The sequence below is a fragment of the Streptomyces sp. NPDC034043 genome (genome assembly GCF_055575675.1).
Genome location: NZ_JBVISF010000017.1, coordinates 57,383 through 83,126 on the forward strand (window position 1 = coordinate 57,383; position 25,744 = coordinate 83,126).

Here is a 25,744-nt window from a genome sequence, read left to right on the forward strand (position 1 = left end):
CGGGGCCGCCCCCCGTCACCAGCGCACGGCGGTGAGGTCGACCGGCCGGGGCCGCAGCAGCCGGGTCCGCTCCGCGAGGTCGCTCAACCGCAGGGACATCTCGTCGGCGGACAGCCGGCGGCGATCGCCGTGGCCCGGCAGGACCCACTCGAAGCGGATCCGTCCGGCCGTTCTGGCCAGTGAGGTGGCCAGCACCTCGATGGAGTACCAGGTGACGCTTTCCGCGACCTCCAGGTCACCGGTGGTGCGTGACCAGTAGAAGCTGTCCCCGCTGAAGCAGTACCGGTCGTCCGCGAGGTAGAGCACGCTGCCCCGGGTGTGGCCGGGGAGCGGATGGGCGGTGACTCCCTCACCGATCTCCCTGGGTTCGAAACCCCGGATCACCTGGTCCGCGTCCGGAGCCGCGTCGAGGTCTCCCTCGTGGATCCACAGCCGGGCGCCGAAATGGTCGGCGTAGCGGCGGCCGTGGGCAGCGTGGTCGCGGTGGGTGAGGAGTACGTCGGTGACCTGGCCGGATTCGGCGTAGCGCTCGGCGAGTCCGCGGCTCCAGCGCGGTGTGTCGATCATCATCACCGTGCCGGAGGGCCGCAGGAGCAAGTAGGAGTTGGCCCCAGCGGTGCGCTGTGAGTTGTGGCCGCACAGCAGCACGCCGTCGTCCAGTGCCATGGGAAAGGGATCGAGCCGCCGGTCCGGCTGCCCGGAGGCGGAGCGGATCGAGCGGGTGGGGCAGGCGAAGACGGCCGCGTGCAAGCGCCGCGTCTCCGCTTCGTCGCGTGGCGGGCGCAGGACATGGGACTTCCCGCCGGCCTCGCCGATCAGCCCGGGCGCGAGCTGTCGTGCGACATCGCAGTTGAAGCAACGGTCGTCCACGTACCAGTCGTCCACGACGGGTTCCTTCCTGGAGGGGCGACGGACCCGGTCAGGTCCTTCCTCCAGGGATACCCCGCCCGCGGCCGGAACCGGTAGGCCCGGGCGATCTTGTGCTTCCGGGCCCGACCCGATCCGACGCGGTCGGGGCGGGGTGTGCTGGGCGGCCGCCGGCCGGGGCGTGCGCGAGGGCCCCTTCGCCGTTCGGCGCAGGGGCCCTCGCTCGGTGACCGCCGCGATGCCCGGCCGGTCAGGAGCGCGGTGTCACCTTGACGATGGCCTCGATCTCCACGAGCTGCTCGGGGACCGACATGTCGCTGACACCCACGATGGTGTCGGTCGTGCGGTGGTTGCCGACGTACTCCTTGTGCAGCCGGGCCGCCGTGTCGAAGTTCTGGCGGAGGTCCTTCGTGAAGATCTTCATGCTGATGATCTGGCTGCGCGGGACCTTGTAGTGCGCGAGGACCTTGTCCAGGTTGTCGAACGACGTGCGCACCTGCTTCTCGAAGTCGCCGGCGCCCACGAAGTTCCCGGCCGCGTCGTGGGACACCTGCCCCGAGATGTAGATCGTGTCGCCGGCTCTGATGCCCTGCGAGTACCCGTAGGACTCCTCCCACGGCACCCCGAACCCGAAGTGGTCCCAGCCGCGGCGTCCCTGGTCCTGCGCGGTGGCGCCCTGCAGTCCCGTGAAGGTGATCATCGCGGCCACGATCGCGGCCACCACGGCGCCGATGCCGAACCTACGCCTTGACTTGGTCATTCCTCTTGTCCTTTCGTCCCCGGTGGAGTCCGGAGCCCCGACGCTGTCACGGCGAAAGGGAGAACTCCTCGCATGGGAATCGAGTGGACGTCACATGGCACCGCCCCGGGGGCGGTGCCCGTGGACCCGCGGTGCTACGACGGCACTGGGGCCGCGGGAAGCGCCTCGTCGGCCTCCGGCTCGTGCGGTGGTTCGCTGAGCTGCTCGCGCAGGTAGTTCCAGACGACGGCCAGGAGCGCGGCCGCCGGTACGGCCAGCAGGCTGCCGACGACGCCGGCGAGATTGCCCCCCAGCGTGACCGCCAGCAGGACCACCGCCGCGTGGAGACCGAGACCGCGGCTCTGGATCATGGGCTGGAACACGTTGCCCTCGAGCTGCTGCACCACGACGATGATCGCCAGCACGATCAGCGCGTCCGTCAGGCCGTTCGACACCAGTGCGATGAGCACCGCCACCAGACCGGCGAAGAGTGCTCCGACGATCGGCACGAACGCGGAGACGAACGTCAGCACCGCCAGCGGCAGGACCAGCGGTACGCCCACGATCCACAGGCCCAGCCCGATGAACACGGCGTCGAGGAGACCGACGAAGGCCTGGGAGCGGACGAACGAGCCCAGGGTCAGCCAGCCGCGCTCGGCCACCACCGGAATGCCGGTGGCCAGCCGGCCGGGGAGCTGACGGGTGAGCCACGGCAGGAAGCGGGGGCCGTCCTTGAGGAAGAAGAACATCAGGAAGACCGCGAGGACGGCCGTGACCAGGCCGTTGAAGACGGTGCTCACTCCCGTGACGACGGTGGAGACCGCACTGCCGACGCTGTTCTGGAGGCGGGCCATCGCGGCGTCGACGGCGCCGGTGATCTGGTCGTTGCCGATGTTCAGCGGCGGCCCGGCCGCCCACTCGCGCAACTGCCGGATGCCCTCGGAGACGCCTTCGACCAGCTCGCCGGACTGGGACGCCACGGGTACGGCGATCAGCGCCCCGATGCCGGCGGCCACCAGGAGGAACAGCACGGTCACCACGGAGGCGGCCAGAGCCGGAGGCCACCCGCGCCGGCGCAGGAACGCGGCCAGGGGCCAGGTCAGGGTGGTGAGGAGGAGAGCGACTATGAGCGGCCAGACCACCGACCACATGCGGCCCACGACCCACAGGGTCACCGCCACCATGACCAGGACCACCAGCGACTCGGCGGAGACCCGTGCCGTCGTGCGGAGGGCGGCGGCGGCTCTTGCGGAGCTGAGTGTGACAGACATGGGGTCACCCTATTCACACGCCGTTCGCGGCCGGGTACCACCGCCGCCGGTCAGGTGGGCGGTGCGGCTCCGGGCCGGGCCGGCCGGCGTCGCCCGGAGCGCACCGTCGCCGGCGGCGTCACCCGGCGGGCGATGCGGGACCCGGCGCGCCGTGGACCGGGACGGGTCCGGCCGAGGACCCGGTGGTGGAGAGAACGAAGCCGGTGTATCCGTTCCGGGCGGCGGCGTCGCATTCCGCCCGGTAGCGGTCCAGCCCGCCCGCGTACGCCAGGAACACCCGCGGCTTGCCCGGGATGTTCGCTCCCGTGTACCAGGAGGCCACGGCCGGGTAGAGCGTCCTGGCGGCGATCTCCGCCACTTGGGTGCCCCAGGCCGCTTCGGCCTCCGGAGTGGCGTCGATCTCCGTGAGGCCGTGCCGGCGCAGATGGGCGATGCAGTCGGTGATCCACTCCACCTGCTGTTCCAGGGACACCGCGATGTTGGAGAGCACGGACGGGCTGAGGGGGCCGAGGACGGTGAAGAGGTTGGGGAAGCCGGCCGACATCAGCCCCAGGTGGTTCCGCGGGCCGTCCGCCCACTTCTCCCGGAGCGTCGCCCCGGCCTTGCCCACGATGTCGATGGCGAGTTGAGAGCCGGTCAAGGCGTCGAAGCCGGTCGCGAAGACGATGACGTCGAAGGCGTGTTCCCCGTCCGAGGTCAGGATGCCCTGCGGTGTGATCCTTTCGATCGGGTTGGTGCGCAGGTCCACCAGCGTCACGTGCGGCTGGTTGTAGGTGGCGTAGTAGCCGGTGCCCAGGCAGGGGCGTTTGGTTGCGAACGGGAAGCGCGGGGAGAGCAGTTCGGCCGTCGCCGGGTCGGTGACGATCGACCGGATCTTGGACCGGACGAACTCGGCCACGGTCTCGTTGGCCTTCTCGTCGGTCAGGATGTCGGTGTACGTGCGGAGCAGCCCGCTGAGCAGGCCCGAGCTCCAGGCGGCCTCGTAGGCGGCGGTGCGCTCCGCCTCGTCCGCCTCCAGGGCCGACCCGGTCGGCGGCTCGAAGACGGTCCCGCCCCGGGACAGTCGCTGGGCCTGGCGGAACTCCGGGTAGCGGGCCTTCAGTTCGGCGACCTCCGCGCTGTGCAGCGGGCGGTTGTGGGCCGGCAGTACGTAGGCCGGGGTGCGCTGGAAGACGGTGAGGGCGGCCGCTTCCTCGGCGATGACCGGTATGGCCTGCACACCGGAGCATCCGGTTCCTATGACGGCGACCCTCTTGCCGGCGAAGGACACCTCCTCGCGCGGCCAGCGGGCGGTGTGGTGGAGGTCACCGGTGAAGGTCTCCGCTCCTGGGATCCCCGGGTCGTTGGGGACGGACATGCAGCCCGAGGCCAGTACGAGGAACCGGGCGGAGACGGTGCGTCCGGTGTCCGTGGAGACCTGCCAGGCGTGACAGCCCTCGTCGTACGCGGCGCGGGTGACGCGGGTGCGCAGGCTGATGTGTCCGCGCAGGTCGAAGCGGTCGGCGACGTGGTGGATGTAGCGCAGGATCTCCGGCTGGGACGCGTAGCGCTCGCTCCACTCCCACTCCTGGTCCAGTTCCGGGGAGAAGGAGTAGGAGTACGACATGCTTTCGACGTCACAGCGGGCGCCGGGGTACTGGTTCCAGTACCAGGTCCCGCCGATGTCGTCACCCGCCTCGAAGACCACCGCCGTCAGGCCGAGTTGACGCAGCCGGTACAGCTGGAAGAGGCCGGAGAGGCCCGCCCCGACGACGACCGCGTCGATGGGGTGGGCGGCGGAAGGGGCGGTGGTGGTGTCCATCGGGTTCTCCATCTCCCCGCGCGCGGCGCGGCCCTGCGCCGTGACGGGGCGGGTACGGTCGTCGAGCGTGGGGCCGGCGAAGACGTAGTGCACGGGAGCGCCATCCTGGTGCACTCCAGGCGTCACGGGAAGTGACCGTACCCCACGGTCCGATCGCCACGGTTTCCCTCCGGCCCCCGGTTATCGGCTCAACAACCCCTCGCGGTGGGGAAGGGAGCTCCATCCGCCCGTTCTCCTGCCGTTCGCCCCGTCTTCGGGGGCGCACTCTCCACTCGTCCTCCACCAGGAGTACGCCTTAGTGCGCCACCGTGGGGAATGCGCCATTTTCCGCACGGAGAACGCCACTTGGCCATATTTTGGCCATGACTTGACCCTCTACGGTGAGGTAATCTTCAGGCAAAGAGGTGTTCGTGCGGCAGTCAAGCCGACTAGCTGACGCTCCTGGTTGGTCATGGGCTGGTGTGCTCCGGCCCATGACTGTCTTACCGAGGGAGGAGAGGTACTGATGCATCAGCGACGGAGTTCATACGATTCCGGCCACGGGTCGACATGGCCGCTCCCCGAGCGCAGACGTTCCCGCTCCTGCCTCCAGGCGGCGGAAAGCTCTTCCGCACGGTAGGCGAGAGCTTCTTCCCGTTTCGAACACCTCATCGCGTCGACGATGACGCACAAGCCGGCGGCGCGCCCTTTCGGGCGCGTCCGCATACCCATCGACTGATGACCTGAACACACCGCGCCCGCACACCCTCGTGGTAATGGGCGCAGGAGAAAGGCCACCATGAAGTCCCTGGTTGACAACGCACGATCCTTCTCGACGCATGTGGCGGAGCGCGCCGAGGAGTTCAACGCCCTCGAGGCCGGGCAGAGCCCCGAGGTCCTGTTCATCACCTGCTCCGACTCCCGCGTGGTCCCCTCCCTGATCACCGGCGCACGCCCGGGTGAACTGTTCGAGCTCCGTACGGCGGGCAACATCGTGCCCGAGTACAGCAGTGACCACCCCGCCGCCGAGACGGCCACCATCGAGTACGCGGTACGGGTGCTGGGTGTCCGCGACATCATCGTGTGCGGGCACTCCCACTGCGGGGCGGTCAACGCCCTGGTGAGTGGGGGCGATCTCTCCGAACTGCCCGCTGTGCGAGGGTGGTTGGAGCACGCCGCCGTCCAGCCCGAGACGGCGATGCCCCTCTCCCCCGACCTCGCCGAGGCCGTCCAGCGTCACGCGGTCGCGCAGCTGGAACGGCTGTACACCCACCCGTGCATCGCGGAACGGGTCGAGGCCGGAACTTTGACGGTGCACGCCTGGTACTACGAGGTCCACACCGGATCCGTCAAGGAGTACGGGCCGGACGACGACTCCTTCCGGCCGCTGTGACCCCCATCCGCCCGCCCCACGGGCCACCCAGTAACCCTCCCCTTCCGCCACGGCCTCGCAAGGATTCCCGCTGATGACCCTCACCCTCAAAAAGCCCGCCCATCTGCGGCGTGACGCCTTGGCGTCCCTCGTCGTCTTCCTGGTGGCCCTCCCCTTGTGCGTGGGAGTCGCCGTCGCCTCCGGAGTACCCGCGGAACTCGGCCTGATCACCGGCATCGTCGGCGGACTGGTCGTCGGCTTCCTGCCCGGCAGTTCCCTCCAGGTCAGCGGCCCGGCCGCCGGCCTCACCGTACTGGTCTTCGAGGCCGTCCAGGAGTTCGGCCTCGGCACCCTGGGCGTCATCGTCCTGATCGCCGGTCTGGCCCAAATCGTCCTGGGTGCCTTGCGGTTCGGACGATTCTTCCGTGCCATCACGGTCTCGGTCGTCCAGGGGATGCTCGCCGGAATCGGGCTGGTCCTGATCTTCGGGCAGCTCTACACCATGGCCGATGTCAAGCAGCCCCGCTCCGGACTCGACAAGATCCTGGGTCTGCCGCGTCTGGCCGCCGAGATCGCCACCTCCGGCCACGCCCTGACCGCGTTCGGCATCGGTGCGGGCACCATCGCCGTCCTCGTCCTGTGGCCGAAGCTCCCGGCCAAGGCCCGGACGGTTCCCGCGCCGCTGGCCGCGGTCGCGCTGGCCACGGCCGTCACCGCGGCGGCCGGCTGGTCGGTTCCGCGCGTCGAGGTACAAGGACTGCTCTCCGCCATCCAGCCGCCGGGGATGTCCGACTTCGCCGCACTGGGCAGCCTCGCCGCCGTCGGCACGGTCATCGCCTTCGCCCTGATCGCGTCGGCCGAGAGCCTCTTCAGCGCCGCCGCCGTCGACCGCATGCACGACGGTCCGCGGACCGACTTCGACAAGGAACTGATGGCGCAGGGCGTCGGCAACGCCATCTGCGGCGTGCTCGGCGCCCTGCCCCTGACCGCCGTCATCGTCCGCAGCTCCGCCAACGTCCAGGCCGGAGCCAAGACGAAGCTCTCCCGCATCCTGCACGGGCTGTGGCTGGTGCTCTTCGCCGCCCTCCTTCCGGCCGCGATCGGCATCATCCCGCTGGCCGCGCTCGCCGGCGTCCTCGTGCACGCGGGCTGCAAGCTCATCCCCGTCAAGGACCTGCTGCCCCTGTGGCGCTCGCACCGGGGCGAAGTCCTCGTCCTGGCCGTCACCGCCATCGCCATCATCACCACCAGCATGTTCGAAGGCGTCCTCCTCGGCATCGCCCTGGCGGTGGTCAAGAGCGCCTGGGAGACCTCTCACGTCCGCCTCGACGTCCACGAGACGACCGACGGCCGGTTCCTGGTCACCCTGACCGGCTCCGCCACCTTCCTGCGCCTGCCGCACATGCTCGAAACGCTCGAAGCACTCCCGGCGGGCCACCCCGTGGAACTCGACCTCTCCGAGCTGCGTCACCTCGACCACGCCTGCCGCACCACTCTGGAGAACTGGGCCCAGCAGCGCGGGGCCACCATCGGGGAGCTCGCGAGAACCTGACCGACCGGTCACTCCGGGGCCGGTGCCGCTCCGTACGGCCCGGCCCTCGGCGTACCAGACCAGTCGCTCCCCGTTCCGGGCGACCAGGGTCACGTCGTGGGCCGCGGGCCTCATCCCCGCCGCCCGCTTCGAGCCCCAGGCACATCTTCCGTCACAGGAGTAGCCATCTGTTTCGGCCTCCTTCTGCCGGATACACGCCAACTCTTGGTTTCTCGTTGACCATTCCTTGCCGTCTTTTTTAATTTTGTACGGCGGCACAAAACACTGGATGCCGCTTTTTTCCACTATCTCTGGAGGTACTCCCATGGAGCAGCTCATCCGCAAGATGACCCAGGACGACGTGTGGCGCCGCTGGGTCGAGGCCAACTCCGTGCAGGGCGCGAAGGACGGGTGCATCAGCGCCTCTCCCAAGGCCGGCTGCATCAGCGTGACCGGCAAGAGCGGCTGCATCTCCTAACGCGTCCGATCAAGCCGGTCAGCCAGAGGTGACGGTCCGTCGGGCCGGGGTGGAGGGCGGTGGCACCGTCTCCGCCCGCCCCGGTCCGGCGGCCCGCACCCTGGGGGACCTGCCCCCGCACGCCCCACAACCGAAAGTGGCCATGGACGGCACAACCAACCCGACCGGCATCCCGCACTCGGAGGGACTCCCGGTTTCCGACGTCATCGACTGCGTCCGGGACATCCCGGTCTACCGCCCCGCTCTGGACCGGGGCGCCTTCCCCATCCTGGAGAAGCCGGAGATCGCCCGGGGCTTCCCGGACAACTGGATGACCCCGCGCCTGGCCGCCGCCCTCGAGGCCGGCGAGGCCGAGTACGTCTGGTCGACCGGCACCCATCACGCCCGGATGCAGCTCATCCGGCCCCCGTACTTCCTGCTGCGTTCCTACTACCGGCTGTGGAGCGAGCACCCGGACCTGGCGAAGACCTGGGAGAGCGGCTGCCAGCGGGTTTCGCTGACCACCGTGCTCGCCACCGAGCACGTGGCGCGCGTCAACGCCCGTCGCAACGGCACCGAGCCGGCCGCGCTGCCGACCCTGGAGGACCGCAGGCTCGACGAGCGCACCCTCTACCTCAACACCCGTCTGGACCCCGCGCAGTGGGACCGGGCCGATGTCGAGCGAATACTGGCCGAGATACGCGAGGTCTGTTCCGCGCATCCGGACGGCGCCTACCACCTCGACTGCTCCGGATACCACCTCGCGCACCTGGTGCACCGCGCCTCGGCGTTCGGCCTGTGGAACCCGGAGGCGTTCCCGCAGCCGGCAAGCATCGTCACCGCGTACGAGTACACCCCGGCCAATGTCCGCCGGTACCTCACGCAGCGGTTCGGCATACCGGTGATCGACCTCTTCGGCAGCACCGAGCTGGGCTACCTCTACTACAGCGACCGGCACGGCCGCTACCACCCCTATCTGGACCGGATGGGCATCGAGCTCGTCCCAGTGGCCCCCGGCAGCGGGATCCACAGCCTGATCGTCACCAGCATCCGCAACCCGTACATGCCGCTGGTGCGCTACCGCTCCGGTGACTGCGTCCGCACCTCGGACGGCAGTGCCGACCCCGAGAAGGTGGTCGCCTTCTGCGGACGCGAGAAGGAACTGCTGGAGACCCCCCACGGCCCCGTCGCCCAGGCCGACCTGGACGACCGCGTGGCCGCCACCGCACCGGAGATCTTCCTCTACCGCCTCGAAGCGGACGGCGCCAGCCCCGGCGCCCCGGCCCGGCTGCGCTACACCACCTTCGACGGGCAGCCGCTGGCCGCCGGACCGGCCGCCGCGCTCGCCGCCGAACTCACCGCCCTCACGGGACGCCCCTGCAGCACGGGGCACACCACCCACCTGCCGATCGGCGCGTCCGGCAAGTACGCCTGGCTGGCGCCCGCCACCGACCCGGACCTGCCGGACGCGGACCCCCGAGGAGAAACCGCATGAGCCCCCGTGTGACGCCCGAAACCCTGCGCGCGCTGCTCGGCGAGCCGCTGCACGAGGAGGCGGTGCGCTACGCCGAACGCCGCACCGGCGTCGCGCGGCCGTACGCCGAGCGGCAGGTGCTGGAATGCCTGCGCTACCTCTACCTCGTCTCCGCCCACCCGGACCGGCTCGGCGGACTGTTCCTCCCGGTCGAGCAGGACATCGACGAGATCTGGCACTACCTCATCCTCCAGACCCGCGAGTACCGCGCGCTGTGCGAGGAACGGCTTCCGGGGGGCTTCTTCATCCACCACCGCAGCATCGGGTACGAGGACTACCAGGCGGAGCCCGGGCGCGAGCAGGCCGTTGAGGAAGCGCTGCGCTGGATCCCGCTGTACTGCGCGGAGTTCGGCCCCATGGACGAGGGGATCCTGCCGCACTGGACGATCGTCCGCTTCCTGCACGAGGGGATGAACCTGTCCCTCGCCGAGATCTCGGCCCTCGAACCGGCACCGGAGCCGGCCGCGCCCTGACGCTCCTCGCGGCCGACCGCACGGCCCTGTTCGCGGCACAGCGCCTCGGCCGCCGCGGGTGGAGCCGCCCAACGGGCCCCCGTCGGCTGGACGGGGGCCCGCTTGTGTGCCGATCATGCGCGACGACATGGTGGTGCCGAGCGCCACGGCGAAGCTTCCGCGGTCACCGCGGCCGAGCAGCCGGAGGGTTTTCCCTACGCCCGCGATACCCGGGAGGGGGCAGCGGTGGGCGGGTCAGAAGCCGTCGACCTCGGCGACCGTGAAGGGCAGGGGTGTTCCGGCGCCGAAGGGGCCGCCCTTGTCGTACTGGGAGCGGGTGACGAGCAGGTGGTCGCCGGAGCGGATGACGGACGTCGGGATCTCCAGCGCGGGGCTGCTGAAGACGGCGTCCTGGGTGACGGACCGGGCGGCGGCCGACACGGTCAGGCGTACCAGGGTGTTCGTGCGGTTGAGGGCCGCCCAGAGCTTGCCGTCCCGGTAGTGGAGGCCGTCGGCGTTGGGCAGGGAGACTCCGGGGAACGCGGTGACGGCTCCGGTGTCGGTGGCGATCCGGTAGAGGGCGCCGGTGGTGGTGTTGGCGGTCAGCAGGGCTCCGCCGTCGACGTACGCGATGCCGTTGAGGTTGATGCCGGAGTGCTGGGTGTAGTCGGCGGGGGTGCCGGTGAGGTCGCGCCAGATACCGAGGGCGGTGTCGGTGCCCCGGGTGCGCGCGTCGGTCAGCTGCTGGGGGGTGACCCGGTAGACGGCGGGGTTGAACGAGTCCGTGAGGTACGCGGTGCCGTCGGGGCCGAAGGTGAGGTCGTTCACGCCTCCGGAGGCGAAGGGGATGTGGAACCGGGCGACGCGGACGCCGGTGGTGGCGTCGTAGACGGTGACGGAGCGGTCCGTGCCGCCGGAGACCCAGAGCCGGCCGGACCCGTCGGCCTTGACTCCGGCCGCGTGGGCTCTGCCGTCGGCGCCGGCCGGAAGGAACACGGACGCCTGCGTCCCGCCGGCCGGGAGGCGCAGGACGGAGCCGTCGCCGTAGGCGGAGACGAACAGGTCGCCGGTGGCCGGGTCCTGGGTGAGGCTCTCCGGGTAGAGCCCGTACCCGGGCAGGGAGGCGGCGGTCCCCACGGTGGGTGCGGCGAGGGCGGGTGCGGCGGCGAGGACCGTGGCGCACAGGGCTGCCGCCCCGCCGACGGCGAGGCGGTTCAGGCGTGTGCGCAGGCGGTTCGGGGTGCTGGGTGACATGGCGGGTCGGACCTTTCCTGGTGGGTGGCGGGGATCGGTGGTCATGCCGCGGAGGGCTGTGGGGCGGCTCGTACGGAGCACAGGGCGAGGAGGTCCGTGGCGCTGCCGCCTTCGGGCAGGGCGCGTACCGCTGCCAGGACGGCGTCCACGCGCCGTGGTGGCAGGGCGGTACCGGCCGACAGGCGGAACTTGCGTTCCTTCTCCGCGTCGGTCAGGGGCATGTCGGGGCCGCCCTTGCTGGTCGCGACGCTGATCTCGTGCCGCCGGCCGTCGCGGGTGGTGACCCGCAGCAGGGCCGGCAGCCGGGTGGGGAACAGGGGGTCGAGGCCGGGGTCGGGCACGCAGCGGATCACGCCGGCGAGGGCTCGCCGGGCCGGGTCGTGGGCGGCGGCGTCGGTGAAGTCGTCGAACCAGACACCGAGTCCTCCGCCGCCGAGGAGGGCGGTGGCCACGGTGAAGGGGCCGGAGAAGGCGGCGGCGTAGCCGGTGGCGGGGGTGGCCTTGGCGGCCGCCGGCTCGCCGATGGTGCGGTGCATGGCCGTGGGAACGCGCAGCTCGCCGTGGACGACGTCGGCGCCTCGGACGCCTCCGGCGCGCAGGTGCAGCGCGGCGTCGATGCCGGGGTGCGTGAAGTGGTTGCACGGGTACGGCTTGACGATGATCTCGCTGGTCTCCCAGCGTTCGCCCAGGCCGTCGAGGACCGTCTCGGGGCGGGCCCGGTCGCCGCACCACGCCTGGAAGAAGCCGAACCTGCCCTCCAGGACGGTCGGCGGCCCGGTGATGCCGGCCCGGGCCAGCTGGGCGGCGGCGACGCCGGCGTGGGCCGCCCAGCCGCAGTGCATCCGCTTGACGGTGCCGCCGGTGCGGTTGGCCTCCAGGAGGCCGGCGCCGGTGCTCGCGGCGATTCCGAGGGCGGCGGCGATGGTGTCCTCGTCCGCGCCGAGGAGCATGGCGGCGGCGACGGCCGCCCCGAGGGTGCCACAGATGGAGGTGGCGTGCTGGCCGCGCTCGAAGAACAGGGAGTTGCCGAGGTCCGGGTCGTAGCCGGCGATGCCGAGGCGGATGCACACCTCGGTGCCGACGGTGACGGCGTCGAGCAGCTGCGGCCCGGAGGCTCCGGTGGCTTCGGCGGCGGCGAGCGCGGCGGGGATCACGGAGGCGCTGGGGTGCAGGACGGAGAGCATGTGGGAGTCGTCGAAGTCCATGGCGTGCGCCAGGGTGCCGTTGACGAGGGCGGCCACGGGCGCGGCCAGTGACCGGTCCGTTCCGATGACGTGGGCGGGGCCGGTGCTGCCCCAGTCCCGGGCGACGGCCAAAACGGCCCGGGAGGCGGGTTCGTCGCGTGCCAGGAGGCTGTTGCCGAGGCAGTCGAGGACGCGCTCTGCGGCCTCGGCGCGCAGCTCCGGGGACAGGCCCCGGTCACGGGCCGCGACGGCGAAGGCGGCGAGGCGGCGGACCAGGGGGGTGGCGGCGGGGCCGGGGGGTGTCGTGGTCATCGCGACTCCTCCCGGGCGGGGGCGGGGGTGCTGAGGACGGCGAGCGGCCGGACCGGGGAGCCCGTACCGCCGGTGATCTTCAACGGGCTCAGGACGAAAAGGAATTCGGCCGCTCCGGCGGCGGACAGCGTCTCCAGGTTCATGTGCTCGATGAGGTGGACGCCCCGGTCGACGAGCAGGGTGCGGTGGACGGGCAGCACCGCGTGCCCCTGGCCGGCGGGGATCCTTTCGACGGCGGTGGTGTCGGCGCCGACGGCGCGCACGCCGCAGTCGGCGAGCCAGACGGCGGCCGACTCGGTGAGGCCGGGTACGCCGGTCTCCTGGCCGATGTACGCCTGGGCGTCGCTCCACCGCCGCGCCCAGCCGGTGCGTACGAGGCACACGTCCTGTGCGGCGGGCAGGACGCCCGCGACGGCGGCGGCGTGTGCCAGGTCGTCGGCGGTGATGCCGTAGCCGGCGTCGAGGACGTCGGTGCCGTGCGCGGCGGCCACGTCGAGGAGGACGCCGCGGCAGACCATGGGCGGCACGGTGTCGATGCCGTGGACGGAGAAGCGTCCGCCCCGCTGGGCCTCGGCGGCGTCGTGGCCGCCGAAGAGCCGTCCGTGGTGGGAGGCGTGGGACAGTGCGTCGATGTGCGTGCCGACGTGGCCGCCGGTGACGATGAGTTCGTTGGCCGCGGAGCTTCCGTCCGGCCGGGTCCCGTCGCCGTGGCGGCGCAGGAGTGCCATGCGGAAGCCCGGGTGGTTCGGGGAGCACGGCATGCCGTTCTCCAGGGGCTGGGCGAGGTCGTGGACGGTCGTCCCGGCGGCGATGGCCCTGAGGAGGGTGTCGGCGGCGGTGGCCGGGAGGGGCGGGGCGTCGGTCATCGGTTGCCTTTCACTGGCGGTCACGGGGTGGGGGCGGTGGCCGACAGCGCGTCGGCCATGGTCAGGACGGCGCGGGCGTGGGCGACCAGGGGCGGCGCGACGGTGCGGCCGTCCGCGGTGACGAACACGGACGATCCCGAGTCCGGCCGGGAGGCGGCGGCCGCCAGTACGGCGCGGGCGTCGGCGGCCTCCTCCGCGGAGGGGGTGAACACCTCGTTGATGACCGGCAGTTGGGAAGGGTGGACGGCGAATCGTCCGAGGTAGCCCATGGCGTGCCCGGCCAGGCAGGAGCGGCGCAGCCCGTCCGGGTCGTCCAGGCGCGGGTAGACGCTCATGGCCGGGCTGACGAGCCCGGCGGCGCGGGAGACGAAGACGCAGCGCACCCGGGCGGCGTCCATGGTGGGCCCGTCGAAGTCGGTCCGGAGGTCGGCGCGCAGGTCGTTCTCGCCGAGGCCGATGCGCTCCAGGCGGGGCGTGGCGCGGGCGAGCTCGCCCAGGACTTCGACGCCGAGGGCGGATTCGACGAGGATCTGCACGCCCGCGTCGCTGCCGGCCTCCTCGAGCCACCGGGCCGCTTCGCGGATCTGCTGCGGATGCTCGACCTTGGGGAGCCGGATCGCGGCGAGGCCGGGCAAGGCGACGGCCCGTACGTCGTCGCGGGCGAGGCCGCCGGCGACGGGGTTGACCCGTACGTACGTGGGTTTGGGCGGGGTGGTGGTCAGGATGGCGGCGGCGGCGCGCCGGGCGTCGTCCTTGCTGTCCGGCGGGACGGCGTCCTCCAGGTCGAGGACGACGGCGTCGGCCTGACTCGCGTACGCCTTCTCCACCACGCGCCCCTTGTGGGCGGGAACGTACAGGTAGCTGCGGTGCACCGCGGCGGTCATATGACTCCCCTGTCTGCGAGTGCGGACAGCTGCTCGTGTCCGATGCCGATCTCGGCGAGGACCTCGGCGGTGTGCTCGCCCAGGCGCGGACCGGCCGAGCGCACGGATCCGGGGGTGTCCGAGAGCCTGAAGGCGGCGCCCGGCATGCGGATCGTGCCGAGCTCCGGGTCGGGTACGGAGACGATGGAGCCGCGTGCGGCGATGTGCGGGTCCTGGAGGACGTCGGCGAAGTCGTAGACGGGGCCGATGGCGGCCTGGGCGTGCTCGAAGGCGTCCACGACCTCGTCGCGGGTGCGTTCGGCGATCCAGCCGCCGACGGCCGCGTCGAGTTCGTCGGCGTGCAGCGCACGGCCGGCTCCGGTGCCGAACCAGGGCTCTTCGGCCAGTTCGGGGCGGCCGACCAGGCGCACCACGCGCTCGGCGATGGAGACGGTCGTGGCGGCGACGGCGACCCAGTGGTCGTCCTTGGTGCGGTACACGTTGCGCGGTGCGTTGTTGGACGAGCGGTTGCCCTGCCGGGTGGGCATGATGCCGGTGAGGTCGTGGGTGGCGAGGGGGCCCGCGAGCACACCGAGCATCGATTCGACGATGGAGAGGTCGACGACCTGTCCGCGGCCGGTCAGCTCGCGGGCGCGCAGTGCGGTGAGCGCGGCGAAGGCCGCGGTGAGGCCGGCGACGGCGTCGGCAAGGGGGAAGGAGGGCAGGGTGGGCGGTCCGTCGGGGCTGCCGGTGAGGTGGGCGAGCCCGCTCATGGCCTCGCCGACCGTGCCGAAGCCGGGCCGGTGGGCGTACGGGCCGGTCTGGCCGAAGCCGGTCATGCGCAGGAGCACCAGGCGGGGGTTGCCGGCGCTGAGGGTGGCGTAGTCCAGACCCCAGCGTTCCAGGGTGCCGGGGCGGAAGTTCTCCACGACGAGGTCGGCGTCGGCCGCGAGGCGGCGGAAGAACAGCCGGCCCTCGTCGGTGTGCAGGTCCAGGGTGGCGGAGCGCTTGTTGCGCGCCACGACCTTCCACCAGACGGGGACGCCGTCGGCTTGTGCGCCGTAGCGGCGGGCCGGGTCGCCGTCGGGGTGTTCGATCTTCAGGACGTCCGCGCCGTAGTCCCCGAGCAGGGTGGCGGCGAAGGGACCGGCGAAGAGGGTGGCGGTGTCGATGACCTTCAGGCCGGCGAGTGGGAGCGGGGAGCCGGAGGGCCCTGGGTTCTGATGGGGATCGGGGCCGGATCGGTTGATCATGCTCTTCAGAAAACATGGTCAGTACAGCGAAGTAAATGCGAGCAGCGTCACACCTGCGATCCGAGGCCTCCTTTTCGGCCACGCTTTGCCTTTCCTTGCAGATTTCATGGTAATTACCGGGTTCATGACCCGTACGGAAGAGACAGAGCACCCGGCACGTGACACCCCCGGGTTGACGAAATACCAAGCCATGCTTATAAGCTAGGCTTCGTTCGTGGATGACAATCAAGACACCATCGACCTGGCCAGACAGACCCGCGACAGCGTGTCCGCGCTCAGCCGGCGCATGCGTCAGGAACGCCCCGCACACGGCCTCGGGCTCACCAGCGCCTCGGTGCTGAGCCGGCTGGACCGCGTCGGCGCCCTCAGCCCCAAGGAACTCGCCACCCATGAGGGCGTCCAGCCGCAGTCCCTCACCCGCCAGCTCTCCGCCCTGGAGGAGCGCGGCCTGATCACCCGTCGGCCGCACGCCCGTGACGGCCGTCAAGTCCTGATGGAGATCACCGACGCGGGCCGCAGCCTGGTGGCGGCGGACCGGCGGTCACGCGACGCGTGGCTCGCCCAGGCCATCGCCACCCGGCTGACGGAGGTCGAGCGGGAAGTCCTCAGCGCCGCGAACAAGCTCCTCGACCTCTTGTCCGAAACCTAGAGACCCCCAAGGGGGAACCGTGGCATTACCCACCACGCGGACCGCGGAAGAACCGGTTCCCTCCGCCCCCTCCCGCACACCGCTCGGCTTCCTCACCCCGATCGTCCTGGGCACCATGCTCAACGCCCTCAACTCCTCGATGCTCGCGGTGGCCCTGCTCTCCATACAGCGGGCCTTCGACGCCGGGGCCGCGGTCGTCTGGCTGGTCTCCGGCCTCTACCTGGCGACCGCGGTCGCCCAGCCCACGATGGGCCGGCTGGCCGACGCGTTCGGCCCCCGCCGGATCTTCGGCATCGGCCTGTCGCTGGTCCTGGGCTCGGCCGCCGCGGCCCCCTTCGCGCCCACCCTCGGCTGGCTGATCGCCGCACGCGTGGCGCTGGGCATCGGCACCTCGGCCGCGTACCCGGCCGGCATGTCGATGATCCGGCTCCGGGCGGACGCCCAGGCGGCGGGCCGGGGCGCCGCTCCCACCGGCGGGCTCGGCGCCATCTCCGCCGCCTCCCAGGCCGCCGTCGCCCTCGGCCCGCCGCTCGGCGGCGTCCTCGTCCAGCTCGTGGACTGGCGCGCCATCTTCTGGGTCAACGTCCCGCTCGCCCTGGCCGCCATGATCACGGCCCTGGTGTGGCTGCCCGCCGACGACCCCGCCAAGCGCGCCTCCGTCACCCTGGGCGAACTCGACCTGCCGGGCATGGCCCTGTTCACCGGCGAGCTGACCGGGCTGATGCTCTTCCTGCTCTCCCTCCCCGACCATCCGCGGTGGTGGGCGCTGGCCGTCTTCGTCGTCCTGACCGCCGCGCTCGTGTGGCGCGAACTGCGCGCGCACCGGCCCTTCGTGGACCTGCGCATGGTCGCCCGCAACCGTCCGCTCGCCGCGACCTACGTACGCTGCATGGCGACGTACGTCGTCTTCTACTCCATCACCTACGCGCTGCCCCAGTGGCTCCAGCAAGGGCGCGGCCTGTCCGAAGCCCAGTCGGGCCTGGTCATGCTGCCCGTGGCGGTGCTCGGCATCGTCACCACCATGTGGGCAACCCGGCTCGTGCGGCGCGGCCTGCGCACCGTCCTGGTCGCCGGCTCCGCCGCCCTGTGTCTGGGCAGCGCCGCACTGGCCCTGTTCGGATCGAACGTCCCGATTTGGCAGATCCTGGTCATCGCCGCGGTGCTCGGCCTGCCCAACGGCTTCAACAGCCTGGGCAACCAGACCCTGATGTACCGCAGCGCGCCGGCCGCGCAGATCGGCACCGCCTCCGGACTCCTGCGCACCTCCCAGTACATCGGCGCCAACCTCGCCTCGGCCCTGGTCGGCATCGCCGTCGGCCTCCGGGCCGACGACTCCGGGCTGCACCTGCTGGCCGCCGTCATCACGGGGATCAGCCTCGTCCTCCTGCTCAACGCCGCCACCACCCGGCACCTGCGCGTTCCGGGCGACGACCACCGCTGACGGACCTCGCCCACCGCACGTGCACGTACCGGTGCCGACCGCTCCCGGGTGTACTTCGTCGCGCCCGGCGCCCCGCGTCCCGCCTCTCGCATCCATCGGAAAGGAACCACCATGCCCGTCGTGGAACTCAGCCCCAAGGCAGCCCTCGTCGTGCTCGACGTGCAGCAGGGCGTCCTCGGACTCCCGCTGCAGCCCCACCCGGCCGCCCAGGTCGTCGGCAACAGTGCCCGCCTGGCCCACGCCTTCCGCGCGGCCCGCATGCCCGTCGTCCTGGTCAACGTCGCCCACGGGCCCGACGGCGGCGCCGCCCTCCAGCCGCGCGCCGACGTGCCGCACAACCCGCCGGCCCTGCACCCCGAGTTCTCGCGGCTCTCGCCCGAGCTCGCGGCGCACCCCGACGACCTGCTCATCACCAAGCGCCAGTGGGGCGCCTTCACCGGCACCGAACTGGACATCCAGATGCGCCGCCGCGGCATCGACGAGCTCGTCCTCACCGGTGTCGCCACCAACCTCGCCGTCGAGTCCACCGCCCGGTTCGCCTACGAGCACGGCTACCACGTGATCGTCGCCGAGGACGCGACCAGCACGTTCTCCGCCGAGCACCAGGAGTTCGCGACCAAGAAGATCCTGCCGATGATCGCCCGCGTCGACTCGACCGACGCCGTGCTCGCGGCGCTGAAGGCCGCACAGCGCTGAGGCGGTCCGCGCCCGCCGGCCGCCCCGTGCGGCACGCCGCGGGGCCGGCGCAGACCCCCGGCACTCCCGAACCCTCCCCACACCCGATGGAGATCCCCATGAGTACGCCCCTCGCAGACGCCGTCATCGCAGGACGCGGCGGTGAAGAGCTGCTGAACCTGCCGCTGCCCAGCCACATGAAGGCGGTGACGATCCACAAGGACCAGACCGGGATGTTCGACGGCGTCACGGACAAGGACGTGCGCAAGTCGATGCACGTCGAAGAGGTCCCCCTGCCCGAACTCGCGCCCGACGAGGTGCTGGTCGCGGTGATGGCCGGCGCCATCAACTTCAACACCGTGTGGTCGGCCACCTTCGAACCGGTCCCCACCTTCCGTTTCCTGGAGCAGATGGGCCGGCGCGGCGGCTGGGACGCGCGCCACGACCTGCCGTACCACGTCCTCGGTTCCGACGCCTCGGGCGTGGTGGTGCGCACCGGCTCGGCCGTGCGCCGCTGGAACGCGGGCGACCACGTCGTCATCGGCACGGCCTACGTCGACGAGCAGGACCCGGCCACCCACCGCGACGGCATGCTCGGCGAGGACCAGCGCGCCTGGGGGTTCGAGACCAACTTCGGGGGTCTGGCGGAGTACACCGTCGTACGGGCCAGCCAGCTGCTCCCCAAGCCCGCCCTGCTCACCTGGGAGGAGGCCGCCTCCAACCCGCTGTGCGCGGGCACGGCGTACCGGATGCTCGTCAGCGACCGCGGTGCCCGCATGAAGCAGGGCGACGTGGTCCTGATCTGGGGCGCGACCGGCGGACTGGGCGCGTACGCCGTGCAGTTGGTGCGCAACGGCGGCGGCATCCCCGTCGGTGTCGTCAGCTCGGCGGAGAAGGCGGAGGTCCTGCGCAAGCTCGGCTGCGAGGCGGTCATCGACCGCTCCGCGATCGAGCGGGGCGACCGCACGATGCTCCAGCGGCCCGAGGGGTGGAAGAAACTGGGCAAGGCGATCCGCGACGCGGTCGGCGAGGATCCGCACATCGTCTTCGAGCACGTCGGCAAGGCGACCTTCGCCGCCTCCGTCTTCCTGGCGCGCCGCGGCGGCACCGTGGTCACCTGCGGGTCCAGCACCGGCTACGACCACCAGTACGACAACCGCTACCTGTGGATGAAGCTGAAGAACATCATCGGCAGTCACGGCGCCAACCTGGACGAGCAGTGGGAGACCAACCGGCTCATCGGGATGGGCAAGGTCCTCCCGGCGCTGTCCGCCACCTACGCCCTGGACGACGCCGGGGAGGCGGCGCGCAGCGTGCAGGTGAACGAGCACCTCGGCAAGGTCGGTGTGCTCGGCATCGCGCCCCGGCCCGGACTCGGCGTGACCGACGCGCGGGCGCGCGCCCGCGTGGGCGAGGAGCGGTTCCAGCTGTTCCGGAGCTGATGCCGCGCGGCGCGTGCGGGGCTGTCGGGCCCCGGGGCGCCGCGCCGTCCTGGCCGCCTCCGGCGGCGAGGGCGCCGGCCCGCCCTGAGCCGCGCGCCCTCGTCGTCGGATCCGGGTGCCGCGGGGCACGCCGGTGGCCGGCCGGAGGCGGCTCAGGCATGATCATCGTCATGGTTTCGGTAGTGCAGAACGTGGCGATCGACTGTGCGGATGCCTATGAGCTGGCCCGGTTCTGGAGCGGGGTGACCGGCCACCCGTTGCATCCCGAGGACAAGCCGGGAGACGGGGAGACGCAGGTGATGCTGCCGGCAGGGCCGGTGCTGTACTTCAACCAGGTGCCCGAGCCGAAGAGGGCCAAGAACAGGCTCCACCTGTGCCTGCGTCCGGAGACCTCGCGGGAGGAGGAGGTCGAACGGCTGCTGGGTCTGGGCGCGACCCTGGTCGACGACCTCCGCAACCCCGACGGCTCGGGGTGGGCCGTCCTCGCGGACCCCGAAGGCAACGAGTTCTGCGTCCTGCGCGGTGAATCCGACCGGGGCGCGGAGCCGTCCTGATCCCCACGGGCCGCCGCTACGCGTGACCGGCGGCGACAGCCGGGACGCCCCCGCGCCGCGCGCCGCGGGAGCGTCATCGGCCGTCGCGGCGCCGCGCGTAGCGGCGGGCCTCGTCGAGGGAGTACTCCTCGTCGAGGGCGTCGGGGCCGGGCCGCGGCGGGCCCAGGCGGCGGGCCGCCGCCACGCACCGTTCGTCCTCGTGCCGGGCCAGGCCGTACACGGCGGCGACCTGGACCCGGCGGTCCGCGTCGTCCAGCCGAGCAGCCATGGCATCGGCCAGGACGGGATCGCGGCCCCCGTCCCGGCCGGCCGTGAGGCAGGCGCCCTGGCGTACCCGAGCGTCCGGGTCCGTCATCAGCACCAGCAGTGCCTCACGGACTTCGTCGGAGAAGCCGGGCGGCTCGGTCCAGGTTCCGAACCCGTTCGCCACCTCGCCCCGTACGCCGGCATCGCGATGGCCGGCGTGGGCGAGGAGGACGGCGTCGGCCCGCGGGTCGCTGTGCGCCCCGAGCGCCTTGAGCACCTCGGTGAGCACGGCCGTGTCCGTCTCCCGGGCCGGCCAATCGGTGAGGACGTCCAGAGAGGGGCCCGCGAACGCGTCCTCGTCGCTCTCGTCGAAGAGACGGGTCAGCCGGAGCACCTCGGCGCCGAACAGCCGGTGGGCGGGGTCCGGGCGCGTGCTCAGGGCCTCCGCCGCCGTCCAGGTCTCCCGGTCGCGCCGGTGGGCCAGCAGGATGGTGGCCGTGCCCCATGCGCTGTGGTCCCGGCCGTGGAGCAACGCGCGCCGCATCAGCTCCTCGAACGGCGTGCGGGCACCGAGCAGTTCCTCCAGCTTCGTGAGTATCGCCGCGTGTCCGTCCCGTACGGTCATCCCGCCGAGGGTGAGCTCGTCGACCCCGTGGTACTCGTCGTCCTGGACCCGGGTACGGACGACGGCGTCCCGGGAACCCGTACGGCGCCGCAGCTCGCTCTCGGCGCCCGCCTCGTACCAGTGGCGCGCGCGATCGCGCATCTCCAGGAGTTCCGAGCGGCCGTACCGACCGAGGACACCGGGGCCCAGGAGCTCCTCGACCAGCGCCGGTGAGCCCGAATCGACGGCCTCGCGCAGCGGCAGCGGCTCGTCGGCGCCCACGATCGTGCTCCCCCCTGCCGTCCCCGCGGCTCAGTGTAGGTCTGCCGTACGACCGCCGGTCGTGAGGGCGGCAGGCCGTCACGGGGCTGCCAGTGCCAGCACCACGATCGCCGTCGCGCCCGCCGCGTCGACGACACCGCACCACTCCGACCAGGCCCGTGGTACCACGGCCCCCGAGCGGTGGTGGGCGAGGTCCCAGGCCGCGTGCGCGAACCAGCCGCCGGCCAGGACCCACAGGGCGTACCGGTCGCCGACGGCCAGGACCGCGAGGGCCAGGGCGCCGAAGCCCGCCAGGCCGGCCAGCTGGATGCCCAGTGTCCGGCGGCCGCGGAACTCGTGACGGGCCGCGCCGAACGCCAGGTAGCACAGGGGCATGACCACCAGGAGCGCCGCCAGGAAGCCGGTCGGCGGGAGACCGTCCACGAAGGTGACCACCACCAGGGCGAGCGCCAGCACGGTGGGCCATCGGTGTGCGAGAGAACTGAGCGTCATGGCACCCACTCTCCCGGCCGGCACCGGATCAGGGGGCGCGCGGGAGCCGTCGGGTCCGTTCTGTTGGGGTGCGCGTCCGTCTGGCATAAGGTCGCGCCCATGGGGGAACGTGCGGTCGTCGTGGTCGCGTACGAGGCGGCCGAGCTGCTGGACATCGCGTGCGTGACGACCGGGCTGGCGATGGCCAACGAACTCGGTGCTCCGGAGACGCCCTACGCGGTACGGGTGGTCGCCCCGGGCGGTGGCCCCGTCCGGTGCGGTACCGGTCTCGCGCTCGGCAGCGACGCCGCGCTGGAGCGTACGAAGGGGCCGCTCGACACGCTGATCGTCTCCGGTGGCACGGGGGTCGAGCGAGCCGCCGCCGATCCCCGGCTCGTGGGCCACGTCAGGAGGCTGGCCCGGGAGTGCCGCCGGGTGGCGTCGGTGTGCACGGGTGCGGGCATCCTGGCGGCCGCCGGGATCCTGGCGGGCAGGCGGGCCACCACGCACTGGCGGTTCGCGCCCCACCTGGCCGCCCTGCACCCGGAGGTCTCGGTCGACCCGGCGCCGCTGTGGATCCGGGACGGGAACGTGTACACGGCGGCCGGCATCACCAGCGCGCTGGACCTGACCCTGGCCTTCATCGAGGAGGACCACGGCGCCGAGCTGGCCCGGCAGGTGGCCCGCCATCTGGTCGTCTACTTGCAACGGCCGGGCAACCAGGCGCAGATGAGCCTCTTCACCGCGACGCCGGCACCGCGCGACGACACGGTCCGGGCGCTGGTCGAGTACGTCGCCGCCCACCCCGCCGGCGACCTCGGTACGGAGGCCCTCGCCGCGCGGGCGGGCATGACGGCGCGGCACCTCGCGCGGCTGTTCACCCAGCACCTGGGCCGGTCCCCGGGCCGCTACGTACGCATGGTCCGGGTCGAGACCGCCGCGCAGCTCCTCGCCTCGACGACCCTGCCGGTCGCTTCCGTGGCAGCGCGCTGCGGCCTGGGGACGCCGGAAGCCCTGCGCAAGGCCTTCGCCGCGCACTACGGCATCACCCCTTCCGCCTACCGCGCCGTGATGCGCCCCGCCTCCCCCTGACCGGCGGGCTCCGCCCGGCCTCGTAGCGTCGCGCCGGGCGCGTCCGCAGCGGGCTGTCGCCGGGCCCGCTGCGGACCGCCCTCAGGCGTTGTCCCCGCCGGAGCGTGCCCGGGGGAGGAGGGCGCCGATGACGTCGACGGCGCTGCCGTCCTGGTCACTTCCGGCGCTGCCGCTTCCGCTCTGGATGTTGGCGGCCCGGTCGACCTCGACGACGGAATCGGCGTGGGAGTTGTCGATGACGGTGATCAGGCTGCCGCCGGCGACGGCGGGTGTGGTGCTGCCCCAGGCCATGGTCACGGCCAGGTAGGCGGCGGCCCGTACGCGTGCGCCGTTCACGCGTGGGCGCTCTCGCGTGCGGCCGGTACCGGCTGGTGCCGGCTGATGTTCTTGGCCAGGAGCCTCGTGGATTCGGGAACGCCGATCGCGGCGGATTCTCCCGCGTCGGGCAGCCGCCCGTCGGCGAGCCGCAGTTGCGTCAGCGCGGCGTCCATCGCCTGGTGCGCGGCGAAGAGGCAGGGGGTGCTGTAGATGGCCACGTCGATGCCGAGGTCGGTCAGCTCGCCGAGGGAGAGCCGCGGGGACTTGCCGCCGGCGATCTGGTTGAACAGCAGCGGCTTGGAGCCGACCACCTCGCGGATCCTGCGGATCCACTCGACGCTGCGTACCCCGTCGACCAGGACGACATCGGCGTCCGTGGCGGCCAGGGCCTCGGCGCGGTGGAGGATGTCGCTCTCCTCGGTGGCGTCCGTGCGGGCGACGACGACCATGTCCTTCCGGGTCTCGAGGACGGCCCGCAGTTTCTCCAGGTACTCGGTGAGCGGCAGGACCTGCTTGCCGTCCGCGTGCCCGCACCTGCGCGGACGCTTCTGGTCCTCCAGGATCACCCCGGAGGCGCCGATGCGTTCCAGCCCTTCCACCACGTGGCAGGCGACCTCGACGTCGGTGTAGCCGTCGTCGATGTCGACCAGCAGGTGGTGCTGGGGGAAGGCACCGCGCAGCCGCTGGACGAAGGCCATCATGTCGGGCCAGGCGATGAACCCGATGTCGGGCAGGCCGTAGTGGGAGGCGGCGAACCCGAAGCCGGAGACGAACATCCCGTCGTAGTGGTCGGCGGTGACCGAGGCGGAGTACATGTCGTAGACGCCGATCAGGGGGGTGGTGCCCGGTTCGGCGATCCGGGCGCGCAGCTTGTCCCCGTAACTCATCGTCAGCTCCTCGAGGTGGTAGGCAATGGGCTGGGGGGCGCCTCCGAGGTGGCACCGCTTTACCCAAAACTGATCATTTCCTGACCATCTCGCTGCTCTACACATACCAAGGCTTTACTCACCCCAATGGCCCATCGCGTTCACCACAGAAACGTCACTGGGGACCCGGCTGCTGACGGCGCAAACGGCTTGTGACCCGGTCGGTGGGCGGTGCGAGACTCGGTCCCATGAAGCCCAATGACCCCAAGGACGACCTGCACCGCTACCTCAGGTCGGCCCGCGAAGCCGTCGTCTGGAAGCTGGACGGTCTCTCCGAGTACGACGTCCGCCGTCCTCTGACACGGACCGGCACCAATCTCCTCGGTCTCGTCAAGCACCTCGCCAGCGTCGAGCTCGGGTACTTCGGTCCGACCTTCGCCCGCCCGCACGGCGAGCACCTCCCCTGGTACGAGGACGACGCCGAGCCCAACGCCGACATGTGGGCGACGGCCGACGAGTCGCGCGAGGACGTCCTCGGCCTCTACCACCGCGCCTGGGCGCACGCGGACGCGACGATTGAGGAGCTGCCGCTCGACGCGATGGGCCACGTCGCGTGGTGGGGGGAGACGGGCGGGGTGACGCTTCAGCGGATCATGCTGCACGTGACGGCCGAGACGCACCGGCACGCCGGCCACGCCGACATCGTCCGCGAGCTGATCGACGGCAACGTCGGCATGCGCGAGGCCAACAGCAACATGGCGGGCGGCGACGACGCCTGGTACGAGGGGTACTGGCACAGGCTGGAGGCTTCCGCCCGGCAGGCTCAGGCCGAGCTGGGCCGGCCCGGACCGGCCTGAACGAGCGGGCCGCGCGAGGGCGGCGCCCCGGAGGAGGGGGCGCCGCCCTCGCGGGCCGACGGGTCAGAACGTCCCGCCGTCGCCGGCGGTCAGTGGAGACAGAGGCAGAACGGGTGGCCGGCCGGGTCCGCGTAGACCCGCCAGTTGGCCTCCGCGCGGAGTTGGTCCGTCCGCTCCAGCACGGTCGCGCCGAGGGCCAGCGCCCGCTTCTCCTCCCCGTCGAGGTCGTCGACGTCGAAGTCCAGGTGCATCTGCTGCGGGTGCCGCTGGCCGGGCCATTCGGGCGGCCGGTAGCCGTCCACCCGCTGGCAGGCCAGCGGCGTTCCCTCGAAGCCGTGCACCTCGACCCAGTCGGGATCATCCGGTTCCTGGACCACGCGGCCGCCGAGCAGACCCGCGTAGAACTCCGCGAGCCGGACCGGATCGGCGCAGTCCAGCGCGATCGCCTGCAGCTTTCGAATCACTTCCGACACCCTCTCACCCGGCCGCCCTGCGCGGCCCGTCTGTCCGTG

The 25,744-nt window shown here is 71.9% G+C and carries 26 protein-coding genes; 12 read left to right on the plus strand and 14 right to left on the minus strand.

What is annotated here, in order from left to right:
* Window positions 1-15 precede the first annotated feature (15 nt).
* The 4 genes from ACZ51S_RS30175 to ACZ51S_RS30190 form a co-directional block, all read right to left on the minus strand.
* On the minus strand, window positions 16-885 hold the full coding sequence (locus ACZ51S_RS30175; RefSeq protein ID WP_468475946.1) for an MBL fold metallo-hydrolase: 870 nt from the start codon (window positions 883-885) through the stop codon (window positions 16-18).
* A 232-nt stretch (window positions 886-1,117) separates the two neighbouring features.
* The gene (locus ACZ51S_RS30180; protein WP_467896265.1) at window positions 1,118-1,627 is read right to left on the minus strand and encodes a RidA family protein; all 510 of its coding nucleotides are present in this window, start codon (window positions 1,625-1,627) and stop codon (window positions 1,118-1,120) included.
* A 134-nt stretch (window positions 1,628-1,761) separates the two neighbouring features.
* Window positions 1,762-2,877, minus strand: coding sequence for an AI-2E family transporter (locus ACZ51S_RS30185; RefSeq protein WP_468475945.1), 1,116 nt, complete (start codon window positions 2,875-2,877; stop codon window positions 1,762-1,764).
* Between the two features lie 118 nt (window positions 2,878-2,995).
* Window positions 2,996-4,771 carry a flavin-containing monooxygenase gene (locus ACZ51S_RS30190; RefSeq protein ID WP_468962550.1) on the minus strand — a complete coding sequence of 592 codons (1,776 nt, stop codon included), beginning with the start codon at window positions 4,769-4,771 and terminating at the stop codon, window positions 2,996-2,998.
* Window positions 4,772-5,456: 685 nt separating this feature from the next.
* Here ACZ51S_RS30190 and ACZ51S_RS30195 point away from each other — a divergent pair.
* The 5 genes from ACZ51S_RS30195 (at window position 5,457) to ACZ51S_RS30215 (ending at window position 10,024) form a co-directional block, all read left to right on the plus strand.
* A complete protein-coding gene (locus tag ACZ51S_RS30195) occupies window positions 5,457-6,050 on the plus strand; it encodes a carbonic anhydrase (protein ID WP_468802259.1) in 594 nt (197 codons plus the stop codon).
* A 73-nt stretch (window positions 6,051-6,123) separates the two neighbouring features.
* Entirely contained in the window at window positions 6,124-7,581 is a 1,458-nt protein-coding gene (locus ACZ51S_RS30200; protein ID WP_468475942.1) for a SulP family inorganic anion transporter, read from the plus strand.
* Window positions 7,582-7,885: 304 nt separating this feature from the next.
* A complete protein-coding gene (locus ACZ51S_RS30205) occupies window positions 7,886-8,038 on the plus strand; it encodes a hypothetical protein (protein ID WP_388941401.1) in 153 nt (50 codons plus the stop codon).
* A gap of 142 nt (window positions 8,039-8,180) precedes the next feature.
* Window positions 8,181-9,512 (plus strand): hypothetical protein, encoded by a 1,332-nt coding sequence (locus ACZ51S_RS30210; protein WP_468802258.1) that lies wholly within the window; start codon window positions 8,181-8,183, stop codon window positions 9,510-9,512.
* On the plus strand, window positions 9,509-10,024 hold the full coding sequence (locus ACZ51S_RS30215; RefSeq protein ID WP_468475940.1) for a glycine-rich domain-containing protein: 516 nt from the start codon (window positions 9,509-9,511) through the stop codon (window positions 10,022-10,024). Before ACZ51S_RS30210 ends, ACZ51S_RS30215 begins: the two co-directional genes overlap by 4 nt.
* Window positions 10,025-10,258: 234 nt before the next feature.
* On the opposite strand, the gene ACZ51S_RS30220 is transcribed toward ACZ51S_RS30215, so the two are convergent.
* The 5 genes from ACZ51S_RS30220 to ACZ51S_RS30240 are packed head-to-tail and all read right to left on the minus strand — an operon-like array spanning window position 10,259 to window position 15,735.
* Window positions 10,259-11,257, minus strand: coding sequence for an NHL repeat-containing protein (locus tag ACZ51S_RS30220; RefSeq protein WP_468475939.1), 999 nt, complete (start codon window positions 11,255-11,257; stop codon window positions 10,259-10,261).
* A 41-nt stretch (window positions 11,258-11,298) separates the two neighbouring features.
* Window positions 11,299-12,753, minus strand: coding sequence for an MmgE/PrpD family protein (locus tag ACZ51S_RS30225; protein ID WP_468475938.1), 1,455 nt, complete (start codon window positions 12,751-12,753; stop codon window positions 11,299-11,301).
* Entirely contained in the window at window positions 12,750-13,619 is an 870-nt protein-coding gene (locus ACZ51S_RS30230) for a cyclase family protein (RefSeq protein WP_468962553.1), read from the minus strand. Before ACZ51S_RS30230 ends, ACZ51S_RS30225 begins: the two co-directional genes overlap by 4 nt.
* 20 nt (window positions 13,620-13,639) lie before the next feature.
* A complete protein-coding gene (locus tag ACZ51S_RS30235; protein ID WP_468962554.1) occupies window positions 13,640-14,503 on the minus strand; it encodes an HpcH/HpaI aldolase/citrate lyase family protein in 864 nt (287 codons plus the stop codon).
* On the minus strand, window positions 14,500-15,735 hold the full coding sequence (locus tag ACZ51S_RS30240) for a CaiB/BaiF CoA transferase family protein (protein WP_468886478.1): 1,236 nt from the start codon (window positions 15,733-15,735) through the stop codon (window positions 14,500-14,502). Before ACZ51S_RS30240 ends, ACZ51S_RS30235 begins: the two co-directional genes overlap by 4 nt.
* A 214-nt stretch (window positions 15,736-15,949) precedes the next feature.
* Here ACZ51S_RS30240 and ACZ51S_RS30245 point away from each other — a divergent pair, with 214 nt between their 5' ends.
* The 5 genes from ACZ51S_RS30245 (at window position 15,950) to ACZ51S_RS30265 (ending at window position 20,496) form a co-directional block, all read left to right on the plus strand.
* Window positions 15,950-16,384: a MarR family winged helix-turn-helix transcriptional regulator gene (locus ACZ51S_RS30245; RefSeq protein ID WP_468475934.1), complete on the plus strand. Its 435-nt coding sequence runs from the start codon at window positions 15,950-15,952 to the stop codon at window positions 16,382-16,384.
* A 19-nt stretch (window positions 16,385-16,403) separates the two neighbouring features.
* A complete protein-coding gene (locus tag ACZ51S_RS30250; RefSeq protein ID WP_468962556.1) occupies window positions 16,404-17,825 on the plus strand; it encodes an MFS transporter in 1,422 nt (473 codons plus the stop codon).
* A gap of 111 nt (window positions 17,826-17,936) precedes the next feature.
* Window positions 17,937-18,521: an isochorismatase family protein gene (locus ACZ51S_RS30255; protein ID WP_468475932.1), complete on the plus strand. Its 585-nt coding sequence runs from the start codon at window positions 17,937-17,939 to the stop codon at window positions 18,519-18,521.
* Between the two features lie 98 nt (window positions 18,522-18,619).
* Window positions 18,620-19,942 carry a crotonyl-CoA carboxylase/reductase gene (gene ccrA, locus ACZ51S_RS30260; protein WP_468475931.1) on the plus strand — a complete coding sequence of 441 codons (1,323 nt, stop codon included), beginning with the start codon at window positions 18,620-18,622 and terminating at the stop codon, window positions 19,940-19,942.
* A 170-nt stretch (window positions 19,943-20,112) separates the two neighbouring features.
* The gene (locus ACZ51S_RS30265; protein ID WP_388941365.1) at window positions 20,113-20,496 is read left to right on the plus strand and encodes a VOC family protein; all 384 of its coding nucleotides are present in this window, start codon (window positions 20,113-20,115) and stop codon (window positions 20,494-20,496) included.
* A gap of 73 nt (window positions 20,497-20,569) precedes the next feature.
* Here the strand turns inward: ACZ51S_RS30265 and ACZ51S_RS30270 are convergent, their stop codons facing one another.
* A complete protein-coding gene (locus ACZ51S_RS30270; RefSeq protein WP_468962558.1) occupies window positions 20,570-21,628 on the minus strand; it encodes a HEAT repeat domain-containing protein in 1,059 nt (352 codons plus the stop codon).
* 78 nt (window positions 21,629-21,706) lie between these two features.
* The gene (locus ACZ51S_RS30275) at window positions 21,707-22,120 is read right to left on the minus strand and encodes a hypothetical protein (protein WP_468475929.1); all 414 of its coding nucleotides are present in this window, start codon (window positions 22,118-22,120) and stop codon (window positions 21,707-21,709) included.
* 99 nt (window positions 22,121-22,219) lie between these two features.
* Here ACZ51S_RS30275 and ACZ51S_RS30280 point away from each other — a divergent pair, with 99 nt between their 5' ends.
* Window positions 22,220-23,191, plus strand: a complete 972-nt coding sequence (locus ACZ51S_RS30280) for a GlxA family transcriptional regulator (RefSeq protein WP_468475928.1) — start codon at window positions 22,220-22,222, stop codon at window positions 23,189-23,191.
* Between the two features lie 81 nt (window positions 23,192-23,272).
* Here the strand turns inward: ACZ51S_RS30280 and ACZ51S_RS30285 are convergent, their stop codons facing one another.
* The gene (locus ACZ51S_RS30285) at window positions 23,273-23,527 is read right to left on the minus strand and encodes a hypothetical protein (protein WP_468475927.1); all 255 of its coding nucleotides are present in this window, start codon (window positions 23,525-23,527) and stop codon (window positions 23,273-23,275) included.
* Entirely contained in the window at window positions 23,524-24,396 is an 873-nt protein-coding gene (locus ACZ51S_RS30290; RefSeq protein WP_468475926.1) for an isocitrate lyase/PEP mutase family protein, read from the minus strand. Before ACZ51S_RS30290 ends, ACZ51S_RS30285 begins: the two co-directional genes overlap by 4 nt.
* A 227-nt stretch (window positions 24,397-24,623) precedes the next feature.
* Between ACZ51S_RS30290 and ACZ51S_RS30295 the strand changes: the two genes are divergently transcribed.
* Complete coding sequence (locus ACZ51S_RS30295; protein ID WP_468475925.1) at window positions 24,624-25,232, plus strand: DinB family protein; 609 nt, start codon at window positions 24,624-24,626, stop codon at window positions 25,230-25,232.
* Window positions 25,233-25,321: 89 nt separating this feature from the next.
* Here the strand turns inward: ACZ51S_RS30295 and ACZ51S_RS30300 are convergent, their stop codons facing one another.
* Window positions 25,322-25,696: a VOC family protein gene (locus ACZ51S_RS30300; protein ID WP_468475924.1), complete on the minus strand. Its 375-nt coding sequence runs from the start codon at window positions 25,694-25,696 to the stop codon at window positions 25,322-25,324.
* Between the last annotated feature and the right edge of the window lie 48 nt (window positions 25,697-25,744).

Excerpts from the sequence above, each read along its gene's own strand:
- ACZ51S_RS30255 (WP_468475932.1), top strand. The coding sequence starts at position 17,937 with ATGCCCGTCGTGGAACTCAGCCCCAAGGCAGCCCTCGTCGTGCTCGAC.
- ACZ51S_RS30275 (WP_468475929.1), bottom strand. The coding sequence starts at position 22,120 with ATGACGCTCAGTTCTCTCGCACACCGATGGCCCACCGTGCTGGCGCTC.
- ACZ51S_RS30200 (WP_468475942.1), top strand. The coding sequence starts at position 6,124 with ATGACCCTCACCCTCAAAAAGCCCGCCCATCTGCGGCGTGACGCCTTG.
- ACZ51S_RS30225 (WP_468475938.1), bottom strand. The coding sequence starts at position 12,753 with ATGACCACGACACCCCCCGGCCCCGCCGCCACCCCCCTGGTCCGCCGC.
- ACZ51S_RS30210 (WP_468802258.1), top strand. The coding sequence starts at position 8,181 with ATGGACGGCACAACCAACCCGACCGGCATCCCGCACTCGGAGGGACTC.
- ACZ51S_RS30265 (WP_388941365.1), top strand. The coding sequence starts at position 20,113 with ATGGTTTCGGTAGTGCAGAACGTGGCGATCGACTGTGCGGATGCCTAT.
- ACZ51S_RS30220 (WP_468475939.1), bottom strand. The coding sequence starts at position 11,257 with ATGTCACCCAGCACCCCGAACCGCCTGCGCACACGCCTGAACCGCCTC.
- ACZ51S_RS30205 (WP_388941401.1), top strand. The coding sequence starts at position 7,886 with ATGGAGCAGCTCATCCGCAAGATGACCCAGGACGACGTGTGGCGCCGC.
- ACZ51S_RS30195 (WP_468802259.1), top strand. The coding sequence starts at position 5,457 with ATGAAGTCCCTGGTTGACAACGCACGATCCTTCTCGACGCATGTGGCG.
- ccrA (WP_468475931.1), top strand. The coding sequence starts at position 18,620 with ATGAGTACGCCCCTCGCAGACGCCGTCATCGCAGGACGCGGCGGTGAA.
- ACZ51S_RS30230 (WP_468962553.1), bottom strand. The coding sequence starts at position 13,619 with ATGACCGACGCCCCGCCCCTCCCGGCCACCGCCGCCGACACCCTCCTC.
- ACZ51S_RS30185 (WP_468475945.1), bottom strand. The coding sequence starts at position 2,877 with ATGTCTGTCACACTCAGCTCCGCAAGAGCCGCCGCCGCCCTCCGCACG.
- ACZ51S_RS30290 (WP_468475926.1), bottom strand. The coding sequence starts at position 24,396 with ATGAGTTACGGGGACAAGCTGCGCGCCCGGATCGCCGAACCGGGCACC.
- ACZ51S_RS30240 (WP_468886478.1), bottom strand. The coding sequence starts at position 15,735 with ATGATCAACCGATCCGGCCCCGATCCCCATCAGAACCCAGGGCCCTCC.
- ACZ51S_RS30295 (WP_468475925.1), top strand. The coding sequence starts at position 24,624 with ATGAAGCCCAATGACCCCAAGGACGACCTGCACCGCTACCTCAGGTCG.
- ACZ51S_RS30235 (WP_468962554.1), bottom strand. The coding sequence starts at position 14,503 with ATGACCGCCGCGGTGCACCGCAGCTACCTGTACGTTCCCGCCCACAAG.
- ACZ51S_RS30215 (WP_468475940.1), top strand. The coding sequence starts at position 9,509 with ATGAGCCCCCGTGTGACGCCCGAAACCCTGCGCGCGCTGCTCGGCGAG.
- ACZ51S_RS30180 (WP_467896265.1), bottom strand. The coding sequence starts at position 1,627 with ATGACCAAGTCAAGGCGTAGGTTCGGCATCGGCGCCGTGGTGGCCGCG.
- ACZ51S_RS30280 (WP_468475928.1), top strand. The coding sequence starts at position 22,220 with ATGGGGGAACGTGCGGTCGTCGTGGTCGCGTACGAGGCGGCCGAGCTG.